Origin of the sequence: Pseudomonas sp. W5-01, from assembly GCF_046540435.1 — a bacterium.
Taxonomy (GTDB): Bacteria; Pseudomonadota; Gammaproteobacteria; order Pseudomonadales; family Pseudomonadaceae; genus Aquipseudomonas; species Aquipseudomonas graminis_B.
The window spans coordinates 26,977-40,140 of the sequence record NZ_JAXCIP010000011.1; the positions used below are offsets into that span (position 1 = coordinate 26,977).

Annotated in this window: 9 protein-coding genes; 3 read left to right on the plus strand and 6 right to left on the minus strand. The window is 61.6% G+C overall.

Translation table 11 applies throughout. The features are described from left to right. Nucleotides 1-165: 165 nt before the first annotated feature. Entirely contained in the window at nt 166-1,530 is a 1,365-nt protein-coding gene (locus SLW75_RS25490; RefSeq protein WP_410935766.1) for a formimidoylglutamate deiminase, read from the plus strand. 1 nt (nt 1,531) lies between these two features. On the opposite strand, the gene SLW75_RS25495 is transcribed toward SLW75_RS25490, so the two are convergent. The 6 genes from SLW75_RS25495 to SLW75_RS25520 all read right to left on the minus strand — a co-directional run bounded on the left by SLW75_RS25495 (nt 1,532) and on the right by SLW75_RS25520 (nt 11,234). Then, complete coding sequence (locus tag SLW75_RS25495) at nt 1,532-2,119, minus strand: lipocalin family protein (protein ID WP_065986689.1); 588 nt, start codon at nt 2,117-2,119, stop codon at nt 1,532-1,534. Next, complete coding sequence (gene bamE / locus SLW75_RS25500) at nt 2,116-2,370, minus strand: outer membrane protein assembly factor BamE (RefSeq protein ID WP_192130878.1); 255 nt, start codon at nt 2,368-2,370, stop codon at nt 2,116-2,118. The genes SLW75_RS25495 and bamE overlap by 4 nt, the downstream gene beginning before the upstream one ends. 234 nt (nt 2,371-2,604) lie before the next feature. Then, on the minus strand, nt 2,605-3,615 hold the full coding sequence (locus SLW75_RS25505) for a class 1 fructose-bisphosphatase (protein ID WP_410935767.1): 1,011 nt from the start codon (nt 3,613-3,615) through the stop codon (nt 2,605-2,607). Between the two features lie 355 nt (nt 3,616-3,970). Continuing rightward, nucleotides 3,971-5,371, minus strand: a complete 1,401-nt coding sequence (locus SLW75_RS25510) for a DUF3999 domain-containing protein (protein WP_410928145.1) — start codon at nt 5,369-5,371, stop codon at nt 3,971-3,973. Further along, nucleotides 5,368-8,247, minus strand: a complete 2,880-nt coding sequence (locus SLW75_RS25515) for a DUF2339 domain-containing protein (protein ID WP_410935768.1) — start codon at nt 8,245-8,247, stop codon at nt 5,368-5,370. Before SLW75_RS25515 ends, SLW75_RS25510 begins: the two co-directional genes overlap by 4 nt. Before the next feature lie 503 nt (nt 8,248-8,750). Beyond that, nucleotides 8,751-11,234: a glycogen/starch/alpha-glucan phosphorylase gene (locus SLW75_RS25520; protein ID WP_296310921.1), complete on the minus strand. Its 2,484-nt coding sequence runs from the start codon at nt 11,232-11,234 to the stop codon at nt 8,751-8,753. Nucleotides 11,235-11,614: 380 nt separating this feature from the next. Between SLW75_RS25520 and pip the strand changes: the two genes are divergently transcribed. Beyond that, entirely contained in the window at nt 11,615-12,586 is a 972-nt protein-coding gene (gene pip, locus SLW75_RS25525; RefSeq protein WP_065986673.1) for a prolyl aminopeptidase, read from the plus strand. After that, a complete protein-coding gene (gene dtd, locus SLW75_RS25530) occupies nt 12,587-13,024 on the plus strand; it encodes a D-aminoacyl-tRNA deacylase (RefSeq protein ID WP_065986671.1) in 438 nt (145 codons plus the stop codon). Nucleotides 13,025-13,164 lie beyond the last annotated feature (140 nt).

Here is a 13,164-nt window from a genome sequence, read left to right on the forward strand (position 1 = left end):
GGCGGAGTCGGCACGGAGAAATCCTTGTTATGGCGTTATTCAGGCGAGAGAGGTTACAGCGTCCACGCTAACCATTAACACGTGTGCCGACAAGCGCGGCGCAGTTTACCGGCCATGTAAACGTCTGTATATGTATAGACAATTTCACGCGAGGGGTGCCGAGTCATGTCCGTTTTCTTTGCCGAACGCGCGTTGTTGCCCACCGGCTGGGCCAGCAACGTACGTTTCGAGGTCGGTGCCGATGGCCTGCTGAGCCACGTGCAGACCGACGCCGAACGTGGTGACGCCGAGTGGCTCAACGGGCCGGTCGTGCCGGGCATGCCCAACCTGCACTCCCACGCTTTTCAGCGCGCCATGGCCGGTCTGGCAGAAGTGGCCGGCAATCCCAATGACAGTTTCTGGACCTGGCGCGACCTGATGTATCGCCTCGTCGGGCAGATCAGCCCGCAGCAGCTCGGCGTCATCGCGCGGCAGCTGTACATCGAGATGCTCAAGGGCGGTTTTACCTCGGTCGCGGAGTTTCACTACGTCCATCAGGACACCAGCGGCAAGCCCTACGCCGACCCTGCCGAGCTGGCGCTGCAGGTCAGTCAGGCCGCGAGTTCGGTCGGCATCGGCATGACCCTGCTGCCGGTGCTCTACAGCCACTCTGGTTTTGGCGGCCTGACGCCGAACGAGGGCCAGCGCCGGTTCATCAACAGCAACGACAGTTACCTGGATCTGCAGTCCCGCCTGAAGCCCGTCATCGCCGCGGAACCCGCCCAGGCGCTGGGGCTGTGCTTTCACTCGTTGCGCGCCGTGACGCCGCAGCAGATCAGCGACGTAACTGCCGCCAGCGACCCTCATTGCCCCATCCACATCCATATTGCCGAGCAGCAAAAGGAAGTCGACGATTGCCTGGACTGGAGCGGTCGCCGGCCGTTGCAGTGGCTGTATGAAAACGTCGATGTCGACGCGCGCTGGTGCCTGGTTCATGCGACCCATGCCAAGCCGGACGAAGTGGCGTTGATGGCGCAAAGTCATGCGGTCGCGGGGCTGTGCCTGACCACAGAGGCAAATCTGGGCGACGGGATATTCCCGGCGGTGGATTACATCGCACAAGGCGGGCGTTGGGGCATTGGTTCCGACAGCCATGTGTCGCTGAGCGTGGTCGAAGAGTTGCGCTGGCTGGAATACGGCCAACGTCTCCGCGATCAGCGTCGTAATCGTCTGTACCGGCCGGATCAGCCGATGGTCGGACGTACGCTGTACGACGCGGCGCTGGTGGGCGGTGCGCAGGCGATGGGGCAACCGGTGGGCGCGTTGGAGGTGGGCAAGCGTGCAGACTGGCTGGTGCTCGACGGCAACGATCCGTATCTCGCGACGGCGTCCGGCGATGCCATTCTCAATCGCTGGCTGTTCGCCGGAAGTGATCGTCAGATCAGGGATGTGATGGTCAATGGCCGCTGGGTGATCCGCGACGGCCACCATGCCGATGAAGGGCAGAGCAGCCGTGCGTTCGCTCAGGTGTTGCGGGAGTTGCTGGGCTGAGTCAGTCCGCAGCCTTGCCTACTTTCGAGTCCGCTACCCGCCAGATCAGCTTGGTCGTGTCGTAACCCTGTTGCTGCGCTTTCATCAGCAGGTCGTTGCGCACCCCATCCGGCACGTGAGGCGTGCGCGACAGCAGCCACAGGAACTTGCGGCTCGGGCTGCCCACCAGCGCCACTGTGTAGTCGGGGCTCACGTACAGCACCCAGTAATCGCCCTTCGCCACGCCCGGGAAGAGGTTCGAGAACCAGTTATCGAACACGACCCACAGCTTATCGGTCTTGCCCTGAATCTGCGGTGAAGCGGTCCCGGTTGCCTGCTCCCACTTGCCCTCGAGGGTGCGGCAACGGTTGGTGACGGCAATGTTCCCGTCAGCCTTCAGCGTGTAGTGCGCTTCGGACTGCGCACAGTTGCGCTGGAAGAACATCGGCAGCCGCGCCACCTCGTACCAGGTGCCTTGATAACGCTTGAGATCGACATGATCAACCGTCTTCGGCGCCATGGATTCGCTTTCAGGCTTGACCGCACAGCCAGCCAGCCAAACTGCCGCTATCGCCACGGCGCCGAGCTTCAGTGCCTGACGAATATTCATTCAAGCCCCTGCGCTGAGAACAGTACGACCTTGTCGGCGGCGTACTGGACGCTGATGAACGTCTTCGCATCGCCCCACGTGCAGCTGGACATCCCCAACGCGCCGGAGCACTCGGTTGGACTGCCGAGCAATTGCTCGACCTGCGCCTTAGCCATGCCGGCCGAGATTTTCGAATAATTTTCCTGAGTCACTTTGCTGCAGGCCGCCAGCAATACGCAGAACGACAACACCGCGAGAGTGCGCAAAGACATGAGATGAACTCCTGAATCGAGGGAGAGAGCAGCGTCGCAGCGCCGACCTGATGCCGCAAGCTTAGAAGAAAAAAGGGGAGGACGGCTTCCGAAGGGAGAGGATTTCCTGCTCGTTCGGGCAACCGCTCGTTCGCGCGGCAAACACAAAGCCTGTGGGAATGACCGAGGTGGCGCTCCCACACAAGCGGCTGCAGCTCTCAGAAAAATGGCCGCCAAAGGCGGCCATTCAGAACCTTATTCCTTGTGATACGCCGTTGCGCGTTCCACTTCTTCTTTCGAACCCAGGAACACAGCAACACGCTGGTGCAGGCCTTCGGGCTGAATGTCGAGGATGCGCTGATGGCCGTCGGTCGACGCGCCGCCGGCTTGTTCAACCAGGAACGACATCGGGTTGGCTTCGTACATCAGGCGCAGCTTGCCCGGCTTGGAAGGCTCGCGGGAATCGCGCGGGTACATGAACAGACCGCCACGGGTCAGGATGCGGTGGACGTCGCCCACCATCGCCGCGACCCAACGCATGTTGTAGTTCTTTTTCAGCGGGCCGTCTTCGCCCGCCAGCAGCTCTTCGACGTAGCGCTTGACCGGGGCTTCCCAGTGACGCTGATTGGACATGTTGACCGCGAATTCCTGAGTGGACTCCAGGATCTTGATGTCTTCGTGGCTGAGGACAAAGCTGCCCATCTCACGGTCCAGGGTGAAGCCTTTGACGCCGTCACCCAGGGTCAGCACCAGCATGGTCTGCGGGCCATAGATGGCGTAACCGGCGGCGACTTGCTGAGTGCCAGGCTGCAGAAACGCCTTCTCGTTCAGCGCTTCGTTCTGGCTCAGGTACTCGTTCGGGCAACGCAGCACCGAGAAGATCGTGCCGACCGGCGCGTTGATGTCGATGTTGGACGAGCCGTCCAGTGGGTCGAACACCAGCAGGTAGGCGCCTTTCGGGTATTTGCCGGGGATCTGGTAGGCGTTGTCCATTTCTTCGGACGCCATGCCCGCCAGGTGACCACCCCATTCGTTGGCTTCGAGCAGAATCTCGTTGGACATCACGTCCAGTTTCTTCTGCACTTCACCCTGCACGTTCTCAGTGCCCATGCTGCCAAGCACGCCGCCCAGGGCGCCTTTGGATACCGCGTGGCTGATCTCCTTGCACGCACGCGCCACGACTTCAATCAGAAAGCGCAGATCGGCAGGGGTGTTGTTGGTGCGGGTCTGCTCGATCAGATAACGACTCAAGGTAACGCGGGACATGGAGAGCTCCGAAATGGGGGATAAAAACGCGCACAGTCTAGCGTGAGCGGAAATTTAATACTGCCTGTCAGACCGGGTAGGTAGTGATTCAGTTCACGGGCTACATCCTGGTGGGACCGGCTTTAGCCGGGAAGAGGCCAGTGTGAACACCAAAAATCTTGCAGCGTGACGACCGACGCCTTCCCGGCTGAAGCCGGTCCCACAAGGGATCGCCGTACCCAGTCGCATCGGTTGTACGTTAAGCGTAACGCGATCGGGGTGACGAATTGGCGGGCATCGTCTGCAATTTTTTCGATGCCGGGACGATTCAGCGTCATCACCCCGACACTTATAATTTGGCGCGTTGTTTTGCGCGTTACTTGCTACGCGACCCGCGCAGTGTGCCAAGCGCCATCCATGCCAGAAAAATCACCCCGAGTATCAGCACGGCCCACAGACCGATGCGCTTCATGTCGGGACCACTGGCCTCCACGGGCGCTGCCGGAGCAACCGGCGCCACAGGTGTCGCGGCCATGGACGCGCTGCCCAGTGCTGCCAGCTTCTCCGGGCTGACACCGGGAATCAGCGTCGCCAGTGGCAACGCCGCGCTTTTCACCGTGGCGTTGCCGACGGCCAGGCTGTAAGGCGGCGCGCCGCGACCGAGGAACACCAGTTGCGTGGCGCGCACGGCAAAGCTCAGCGTCGGCGCGTCATTGCCCAGGCCGCCGCCGCGGTCATCGACCTCAAGTTTAAGCTGCTGCACGACATTGCCGGGCAGCTCCATTTCGTCCTGCACAACGTCCTGACCGTTCTGGCTGAGCCGATAAAGCAGGCCGTTGTCGATCAACTCCCACGCTGCGTTGCTGTCACGACGCCCATAGAGCGTGGCAGGCGCGAGGCTGTTGGGTTGCGCGATGTCGATCCGCATGCGTTCCAGCGGCAGGGCCACCGGCAGTTGCCACACATACACGCCAGGTTTTTCGACGCGGCCATTGATGGCCGGCGACCAGCTCAACGGCAGCACGCCGGGCTGCGTGCTGATCAGTTGCACGGCGTTCAGCGTCGGCGCGGACAGGGGCGATTTCCACAGCAGACGCAGATAGCGGGCGCTGCGCCCCGGCAGATTGACGACGCGCTGCTCAACCAACTCTTCAGCAAATGACAGCCTCGCGACCTGACCCTCGCCCCAGCGCTGCCAGTGCTGGAGGTCGTCGCTGGCCTCGATGCTGAACCGCTGAAAGCCGTCGCGCTCGCTGCTCCAGTCCAGGATCAATTGATCCAGCGGCGCGTTGATCGCGCTGGTGTCGAGCAACCAGCCGCGCAGAATCTCTTCGCCCGCCTCGATCTCACCCTGGGGCTGCACCTCCACCAGCGTGCCGTTCGGCGTTCGCTCGACGCGGATTTTCGGCTCGGCGTCTTTCGCGGCATCACTGTTGTACAGCGGGAACCACTTCACCGAGACCGGGCTTGCGTCGGCTGCACGCTGGGGCGGGCTTTGGGTGATTGCGTAGGGCTGGGCCTGGCCGTCTGCGTTGAAAACGCGCACATCGTTGAGAGTGCTCTGGCGCGCGTTCAACTGCACGCCGAGGGGCAATTCCAGCCGATACCAGGGCCCTTCGCCGCTGACGGTCAGCGGCGCGTGGGTGGTGAAATCATCCGGCAGATCCTCCGCCTGGCTGAGCGGGGCCGCGCACAGCAGCGAGCCCAGCAACGGGGCAAGCAGGGCGGCCTTGATGACGAACTGACGACTCAACTGAACACTCCTTACGCGCTTCATTTCGATGCCCGGTCCGCCGCGTCGGCGTCGGTCAGACCCTCGCTTCGAGCCGGATGCCGGGGCGGCAGGGGGGCGAAATATCCCACCACCAGCAACAGAACGCCAACGCCGATAAAGGAAATGATCCGCTCCAGACCGCCACGATTGCTCAGCTCGACGAAGAACAGTTTGGCCACGACGACCCCGATCAGTGCGGCGCCGGCAATCCACAGGTCCCGACGCGCGCGCAGATGGCCGCCGATCATCAGCGCCAGCGCGGTCAGCGTCCAGACGATGGAAAGCCCGGCCTGCACACGCATCGATTCAAACAGCGCGTCGGGGTGCCAGGCCACGCCGGCCCAGTGATGGGCCGTGCGCAGCACCATGGCGGTGATCAGAGCGAACAGCGATGCGCCGGCAATGACCAGCGCCGCTTTCTGAGCACGCCCCTCGCTGACGCCCAATTGCGGAAGTTGCTGGCGGGTCCAGCTGACGATGCCGGTCAGCGTGATCAACAGGCCCAGTTCCAGCGGGTTCAGCAATGGAAGATAGGGCAGGGGGTCGGCAGCGCCTTCGCTGAACCCGTTCGCCAGCCAGAACCAGGCGAGCATCAATGCCGCCAGCGGCGCGGCGGCCCAGACACGGTATTCACGCGGATAGGCGTTGACGGGCCAGAGCCACGTGCGGGAAGCCCTCATCGCCAGCAAGTACAGGCTCGGCAGCAACGCCCAGCCCAGCCAGCGCCAGGCGTTGTACGCCTCCGACAACACCAGCATTCCGTAACGAAGTTGCAGCGAGAAAACGCTGATGATCAGCCAGCAGCCGATCATATGGGCCCCACTGCGCAGGCGCGGGAGCAGCAATTTGTCGAGCTTCTTCAAGGACCACAGGTGAACCGCAATCACCGCGAGCCAGCCCAGCCAGCCCCAATCGGCGGCAGGGTTGTAATAGGCGTTGAAACTCATCAGCACGAGCAACACAGCGCTCATCGGCGTCAGCAGCGTCGTCAGCTGTGCGATCCCCGTCCAGTTCAGGCGCAGGGCTGCCATGGTCCACAGCCCAACGCTAACGGCGCCCAGCACCAGCAACGTCGAGAACACGTTCGGGCCTGCTACGTAGTCAGTCATGATGAACAGCGCTACGGACCACCAAAGCGTTCCCCACATCAGCAACGCAGGTTGCAATACACGCTTGCTTAGCGACAGACGCAAAGTCCCGATGCGCTCCACGGAGAACGCGCTGACCAGACCAGCGAGTGCGATGATCAAGGGGGTCCAGAAATCCCCCTGATTGAACGTCGGCACATACCAGCGCCCGACCACGCCCAGAAACGCCATCCCCGCGCCCAGTTGCAACAGCAGCCCGAAACCTCGAGCCAGCACGCGGTTCTGGCGCATACCGAGCCAGAACACCGCCGCGCCTTCGACCACCCAGGCGACGGTCGTCCATTGCGCGCTGAGGCCAAGGGGAATCGCCAGCGTGCCGAAGACAACGCCCAGCGACAGGCACGTTTCGACCAGCAGCAACGCCCGACCCGGTGCGCGCCCGGCCAGGAACCGAGCGATGCCCATGTACAGCAAGCCCAGCGCCAGTGCGCTCAACGCAGCGCCGAATTCGATGTGTTGAACGAGCGCGTACTGCAGGCCGAAGCCGACGATGGGTGTGCCGAACAACAGGCTGCCGTCGACGTAGTGGGTCTGACGCGAGGACCCGCGCAGGGTGGCTTCCCGGCTGTCGTCGGGCCCGGCGGCGTGTTCTTGCAGCGTGCGCCGGGCGAACAGCAGGCCGATGGCCAAGTACATCAGGAAGAACAGGATCAGGAAGGGTTCCGTGCTCCAGAACAGCTCGGGCGTGTACGCGCCCATGCCCCAGGCGAAGCCGATGCCGAACGTGCCGATGAAGCCGATCAGGTTCAGCGGGCGCCAGGCCTTGAACCACGCGATGGCGACAATGCCGGCGTTGAGCAGGGCGAAATAACTGAACAGCGCGACGTGACTGCCGTCGCCGGAGGATGTCAGCAGCGGCGCGGCAAATCCGCCCAGAGCGGCGACGCAGGCGAGGGCCAGAGAGTTTTGCGTGACGGCGAGAATGGCCGAAAACACGGTGACCGCCACCAGCAGGCTGAATGCCATCCCCGGCGCCAGCAAGGTGTGGACTTTCATGGCGGCGAACACGGTCAGGTACAGCACCGCGACGCCCGTCCCCTGCAGCATCAGCGCGAAGGATTCATTGCGATGCCGCAGCCCCCAACCCAACCCCAGCAGCGTCAAGGCTGCCCCCGCGACACCGGCATAACGGGCTTCGATCGGGACGACCATGCCTTCGGTGGCGTAGCGCAGCAGAAACGCCAGACCGAGAAACAGCAACACCACGCCGACCCGCAGCACGGTGTTACCACCCAGCAGCCAGTTTTTTGCGCGCATGAAGGCGCTGTCGAACAGGTTTTGCTCGGCAGGGGCGGGCTGGGTTGAAGCGGGCAGGGAGGCGGATGCAGCAGCGGGCGCGTAGCTCGGGGCTGTGGGTGATGGCGCCGGTGCAGGGCGACTCCATTCCGAATCGCCAACGTCCGAGGCGGCCGGCTCGAGGTCCGGTAGATCCCACAGCAGCTCCGGGCCATCGTCTGCGATGGGCTGAACATTCAACGGCGCGGACACGGGTGCGTCCGGCAACTGGGCGGCGGCGGAATCCAGCTGGCTGAGGCGTTGTTGTACGGCGTCGAGGTCCTGCCGGGTCTTGGCAAGTTCGGCTTTCTGCACGGCGGTTTCCCGCGTCAATGCACTCAGCCGGAAGCTCAAGCCCGCCGCCAGGCCAATGACCGCCCCGACCGCGCCGCCCAACAGCGACCCATCAAGAAGCGCTCCGATCACCAGACCGGCCAGCAGAAGAATCCATTGCACGCGACGACATCCCTTTTCAGCCGATCAACGGCGATGGCGAAAAGTATATCGGGCGTCAGGAAAGGGGAAACATTTTGTGTCGGGGAGGGGAGCCAAGTGGAAAAGGACTGCGGTGGAAGTGCGGAGGAAGGGGACCGGTGGAAGGGGACTGATTTATTTACTGGTGGAAGGGGACTGATTTATTTACAACGCTTCACCGTAAATTAATCTGTCCCCGCCCAAGCGTTTCTGGTGAATGAAAGTAAGTCTTCGCGAGCAAGCTCGCTCCCACAGGATTTGCATCTGCCTCGAAACCGAGCGGTGTGGCCGGGGTGGAAGCGGGGTGGAAGGGGACTGATTTATTTACAACGCTTCACCGTAAATTAATCTGTCCCCGGCCAGGCGTTTCTGGTGAATGAAAGTAAGTCTTCGCGAGCAAGCTCCCACAGGATTTGTACTTGCTGCGAGAGCGAGCGGTCACATCGAGGTGATCGTCTCGGCTGAGACAATCACCTCACACGCCCTTAATCCAGCGCGTTCCAGATTTCGGTCGCGTACTCGCGGATGGTCCGGTCCGAAGAGAACCAGCCCATGCGCGCAGTGTTGAGCACCGCCGAACGCCACCATTCTTTCGAATCGTGCCAGCGCGCTTCGACCTTGGCCTGGGCGTGCCAGTACGACTCGAAGTCAGCGCACACGAAGAAGCGGTCGTAGTTGATCAACTGATCGATCAGCCCGGCGTAGCGATACGGATCATCCGGCGAGAACACCCCGCCCCGGATCGCTTGCAGCACGTCATTCAAACGCCCGGACGCTGCGATGTCCTGATGCGCGTTGAACTCACCGGCATGCTTGCGTGCTTCGACTTCCTGCGAGGTCATGCCGAAGATGAACATGTGCTCCAGACCGACCTGCTCGCTCATCTCCACGTTGGCGCCGTCGAGGGTACCGATGGTCAGCGCGCCGTTGAGGCCGAACTTCATGTTGCTGGTGCCGGACGCTTCCAGGCCTGCCGTGGAAATCTGCTCCGACAGATCCGCTGCCGGAATGATGCTTTCCGCCAGGCTGACGTTGTAGTTGGGCATGAACACCACTTTCAAACGGCCGCGCAACGTCGGGTCATTGTTGACCGTGCGCGCGATGTCGTTGGTCAGCTTGATGATCAGCTTGGCCGAGTGATAACTGGCCGCCGCCTTGCCGCCGAAGATCTTCACGCGCGGCACCCAATCGGTGCTCGGGTCGGCACGCATGGCCTGATACAGCGCCACGGTGTGGAACAGGTTCAGCAGCTGACGCTTGTACTCGTGGATGCGTTTGACCTGCACGTCAAACATCGCCTCAGGGTTAATCACGATGCCCAGGCGGTCCTGAATGATCGTGGCCAGAGCCTGTTTGCTTTGCAGGCGTTGAGCGGCAAATTCCTGCTGGAATCGAGGGTCTTCAGCCAGCGGCTCCAGTTTCAGCAGCGCGGTCTCGTGGTTGTCGAGTACCTGCTCGCCGAGCTCGTTGACCAGCATGGAAGTGAGTTGCGGGTTGGACTGGAACAGCCAGCGGCGGAAGGTGATGCCGTTGGTTTTGTTGTTGATACGGTCCGGGTGCAGCTTGTGCAGATGAGCGAAAACGGTCTTGCGCATCAGCTGCGTGTGCAGCGCCGACACACCGTTCACACTGTGCGATCCAAGGAACGCCAGGTTACCCATGCGCACGCGACGGCCGTTGTCTTCTTCGATCAGCGAGACGGCGCGCAACAGGTCGAACAGGCCAGGATCGTCTTTGAAGTCCAGGCGGACCTTGTCGATGTGCTGGGCGTTGATCATGTAAATGATCTGCATGTGGCGCGGCAACATGCGCTCCATCAGGCCGACCGACCAGGTTTCCAGCGCTTCAGGCAGCAGCGTGTGGTTGGTGTACGCCAGGGTGCCGACGGTGATGCGCCAGGCTTCATCCCATTCCACGTCGTGCAGGTCGATCAGGACGCGCATCAGCTCCGCCACGGCGATCGACGGGTGCGTGTCGTTCATCTGGATGGCAACGTGTTCCGGCAGGCTGCCGATGCTGTAGCCCATGTTCTTGTGGCGGCGCAGCAAATCCTGCAACGACGCCGAGACGAAGAAGAATTCCTGACGCAGGCGCAGTTCCTGGCCCGCTTCGGTGCTGTCGTTTGGATACAGCACACGGGAAATACTTTCGGCCCGCACCACTTCCGCCACCGCACCGACGTGGTCGCCGGCGTTGAAGCGTTCCAGATGCAGGTCTTCCACGGCGCGCGCACGCCACAGGCGCAGCGTGTTCACCGCTTTGCCGCGCCAGCCCACGACCGGCGTGTCGTAAGCAATCGCCCGAACGGTTTCGCCTGCGGTCCAGACCTGACGGGTTTCGCCCGAGGCGTCCAGCACAGGTGCGCCGGCTGCATCAAGCAGAGGCTGCACGCTGCCGCCAAAGCCGATCTGGTAAATCACTTCAGGGCGTTCGAATTCCCAGGGGTTACCAAAGTCCAGCCAGTTCTCGGTCTGCTCCTGCTGCCAGCCATCGACGATGGCCTGACGGAAGAGGCCGTGCTCGTAACGAATGCCGTAGCCATGGCCCGCAATGCCGAGGGTCGACATGCTTTCCATGAAGCAGGCGGCCAGACGACCGAGGCCGCCGTTGCCCAGTGCAGCGTCAGGCTCCAGCGAGCGAATCTGCTCCAAGTCGACGTTCAGGCCTTTCAACGCTTCGCGCGCGGTTTCGAGGATGCCCAGGTTACTCAGGCTGTCGAACATCAGACGGCCGATCAGGAACTCGAGGGAGAGGTAATAGACACGCTTTTTTTCCTGCCGATAGACGTAGCGCGTGTGGTTCATCCAGCGCTCGGCCATTTTGTCGCGAGTCGCCAGCGCGATGGCCATGAACCAGTCATGGTCGAAGGCATGGTCGGGGTCTTTACCGACGGCATACTCGAGTTTGTTCAGCACAGCTTCTCGGAAGGCTGCCACTTCAGCGTCACGAACGTTGGGTTCCGGAGACATCGGGTACGACCTCAAGTTGGTTTGACGATTAAATGGGTGGGTTGACTGTAGGGCGTGTCATTGGTTATTTCCTCCCGGTCGGACGGAAAATACGCGGTTGCACAACCCTCGGTTCGACTCGAACAAGCTACCCCGGTTCGCCGTCATTGCACATCGAAGGCAATTCTCTGGCGCATTCCCCCGTATCTGGAGACGCCTTGCATTGATCGTTCCACTCTGGCGTTGATCTTGCTCATGTTTTGCTGTCAGCGGGCATGTGCCTGTGAAACAGGGGATAACAGTTGGCCGGAATGAGGCGGGCATGTTCATTCGCCGATTCAGGTTTATGATGCCCAACGGCAGATAGACCGCAGCCCCTGAACTGGACTTTTGGAGCACCTATGCAGACTTTGTACCCGCAGATCAAACCTTACGCCCGGCACGATCTGGCGGTGGAAGAGCCGCATGTACTGTATGTCGATGAAAGCGGCTCGCCGGACGGCCTGCCCGTCATATTCATTCACGGGGGGCCGGGTTCGGGATGCGATGCACAGAGCCGCCGTTATTTCGATCCTAATCTCTATCGCATCATCACCTTCGATCAGCGCGGCTGCGGTCGTTCAACGCCACATGCCAGCCTGGAAAACAACACCACCTGGCACCTGGTCGATGACCTCGAACGCATCCGCACCCACCTGGGCATCGACAAATGGGTGGTGTTCGGTGGCTCGTGGGGTTCGACGCTCTCCCTCGCATACGCGCAGAAGCACCCGGATCGGGTCCATGCTTTGATCTTGCGCGGCATCTTTTTGAGCCGGCCCCAGGACATCAAGTGGTTCTACCAGGAAGGCGCGAGCCGGCTGTTCCCGGATTACTGGCAGGACTACATGGCGCCGATCCCGCCGGACGAGCGCCACGACGTGCTCGCCGCATTCCACAAACGCCTCACCGGCAATGATCAGATCGCCCAGATGCACGCCGCCAAGGCGTGGTCGACATGGGAAGGGCGCACCGCCACATTGCGTCCGAACCCGCAGGTGGTCGATCGCTTCACCGAACCCCATCGCGCCTTGTCCATTGCGCGCATCGAATGCCATTACTTCACCAATGGTGCGTTCCTCGAAGAAAACCAGCTGATTCGCGACATGCCGAAAATCGCCCATCTGCCGGGCATCATCGTCCATGGCCGCTACGACATGATCTGCACGCTGGACAACGCCTGGGAGCTGCACCAGGCGTGGCCGAACAGTGAACTGCAGGTCATCCGCGAAGCCGGTCACTCGGCGTCCGAGCCAGGCATCACCGATGCGCTGGTGCGGGCGGCGTCAGAAGTGGCGCGCCGTTTGCTGGATCTGCCGCCGGAAGAGGCATAAATGAAGGCCTTGCTTCAGCGCGTTTCCCAGGCGCGCGTCGACGTTGCCGGCCAGACCATTGGTGCGATTGATCAAGGTTTAATGGTCCTGATTGGCATCGAGCCTCAAGACACGCCGGCCAGCGCCGACAAGATGTTGCACAAGCTGCTTAACTATCGGGTATTCAGTGACGCCGACGGGAAGATGAATCTTTCGTTAATCGACGTTAATGGCGGCTTACTGCTGGTCTCTCAGTTCACACTGGCGGCAGATACCAAAAGCGGGATGCGGCCGAGCTTTTCAAAAGCTGCACCCCCGGCCCTCGGCGCCGAGCTGTTTGGCTATTTGGTGACGAAGGCCAAAAGCTCCCACGAGACGGTGGAAACGGGCCAGTTTGGTGCAGATATGCAGGTGCACCTGATCAATGATGGCCCTGTGACATTTTTGCTTGAAACCTGAGCGCCCCGGTCTTTTTGATGGCCCCGGATTTACTGGCTTCAAACGCAATAAATAGTTTGCGTCCCCTGATGCGTTGTAACGCGAGCTACTGGATAATCGCGCGCTACAAGGACGGGCCAAAGCCCGTTAAATCGGTAAAA

What these genes read in the sequence shown, in the direction of transcription:
- SLW75_RS25510 (WP_410928145.1), bottom strand. Translation starts at nt 5,371, where the DNA reads ATGAAGCGCGTAAGGAGTGTTCAGTTGAGTCGTCAGTTCGTCATCAAG.
- pip (WP_065986673.1), top strand. Translation starts at nt 11,615, where the DNA reads ATGCAGACTTTGTACCCGCAGATCAAACCTTACGCCCGGCACGATCTG.
- bamE (WP_192130878.1), bottom strand. Translation starts at nt 2,370, where the DNA reads ATGTCTTTGCGCACTCTCGCGGTGTTGTCGTTCTGCGTATTGCTGGCG.
- dtd (WP_065986671.1), top strand. Translation starts at nt 12,587, where the DNA reads ATGAAGGCCTTGCTTCAGCGCGTTTCCCAGGCGCGCGTCGACGTTGCC.
- SLW75_RS25495 (WP_065986689.1), bottom strand. Translation starts at nt 2,119, where the DNA reads ATGAATATTCGTCAGGCACTGAAGCTCGGCGCCGTGGCGATAGCGGCA.
- SLW75_RS25520 (WP_296310921.1), bottom strand. Translation starts at nt 11,234, where the DNA reads ATGTCTCCGGAACCCAACGTTCGTGACGCTGAAGTGGCAGCCTTCCGA.
- SLW75_RS25505 (WP_410935767.1), bottom strand. Translation starts at nt 3,615, where the DNA reads ATGTCCCGCGTTACCTTGAGTCGTTATCTGATCGAGCAGACCCGCACC.
- SLW75_RS25490 (WP_410935766.1), top strand. Translation starts at nt 166, where the DNA reads ATGTCCGTTTTCTTTGCCGAACGCGCGTTGTTGCCCACCGGCTGGGCC.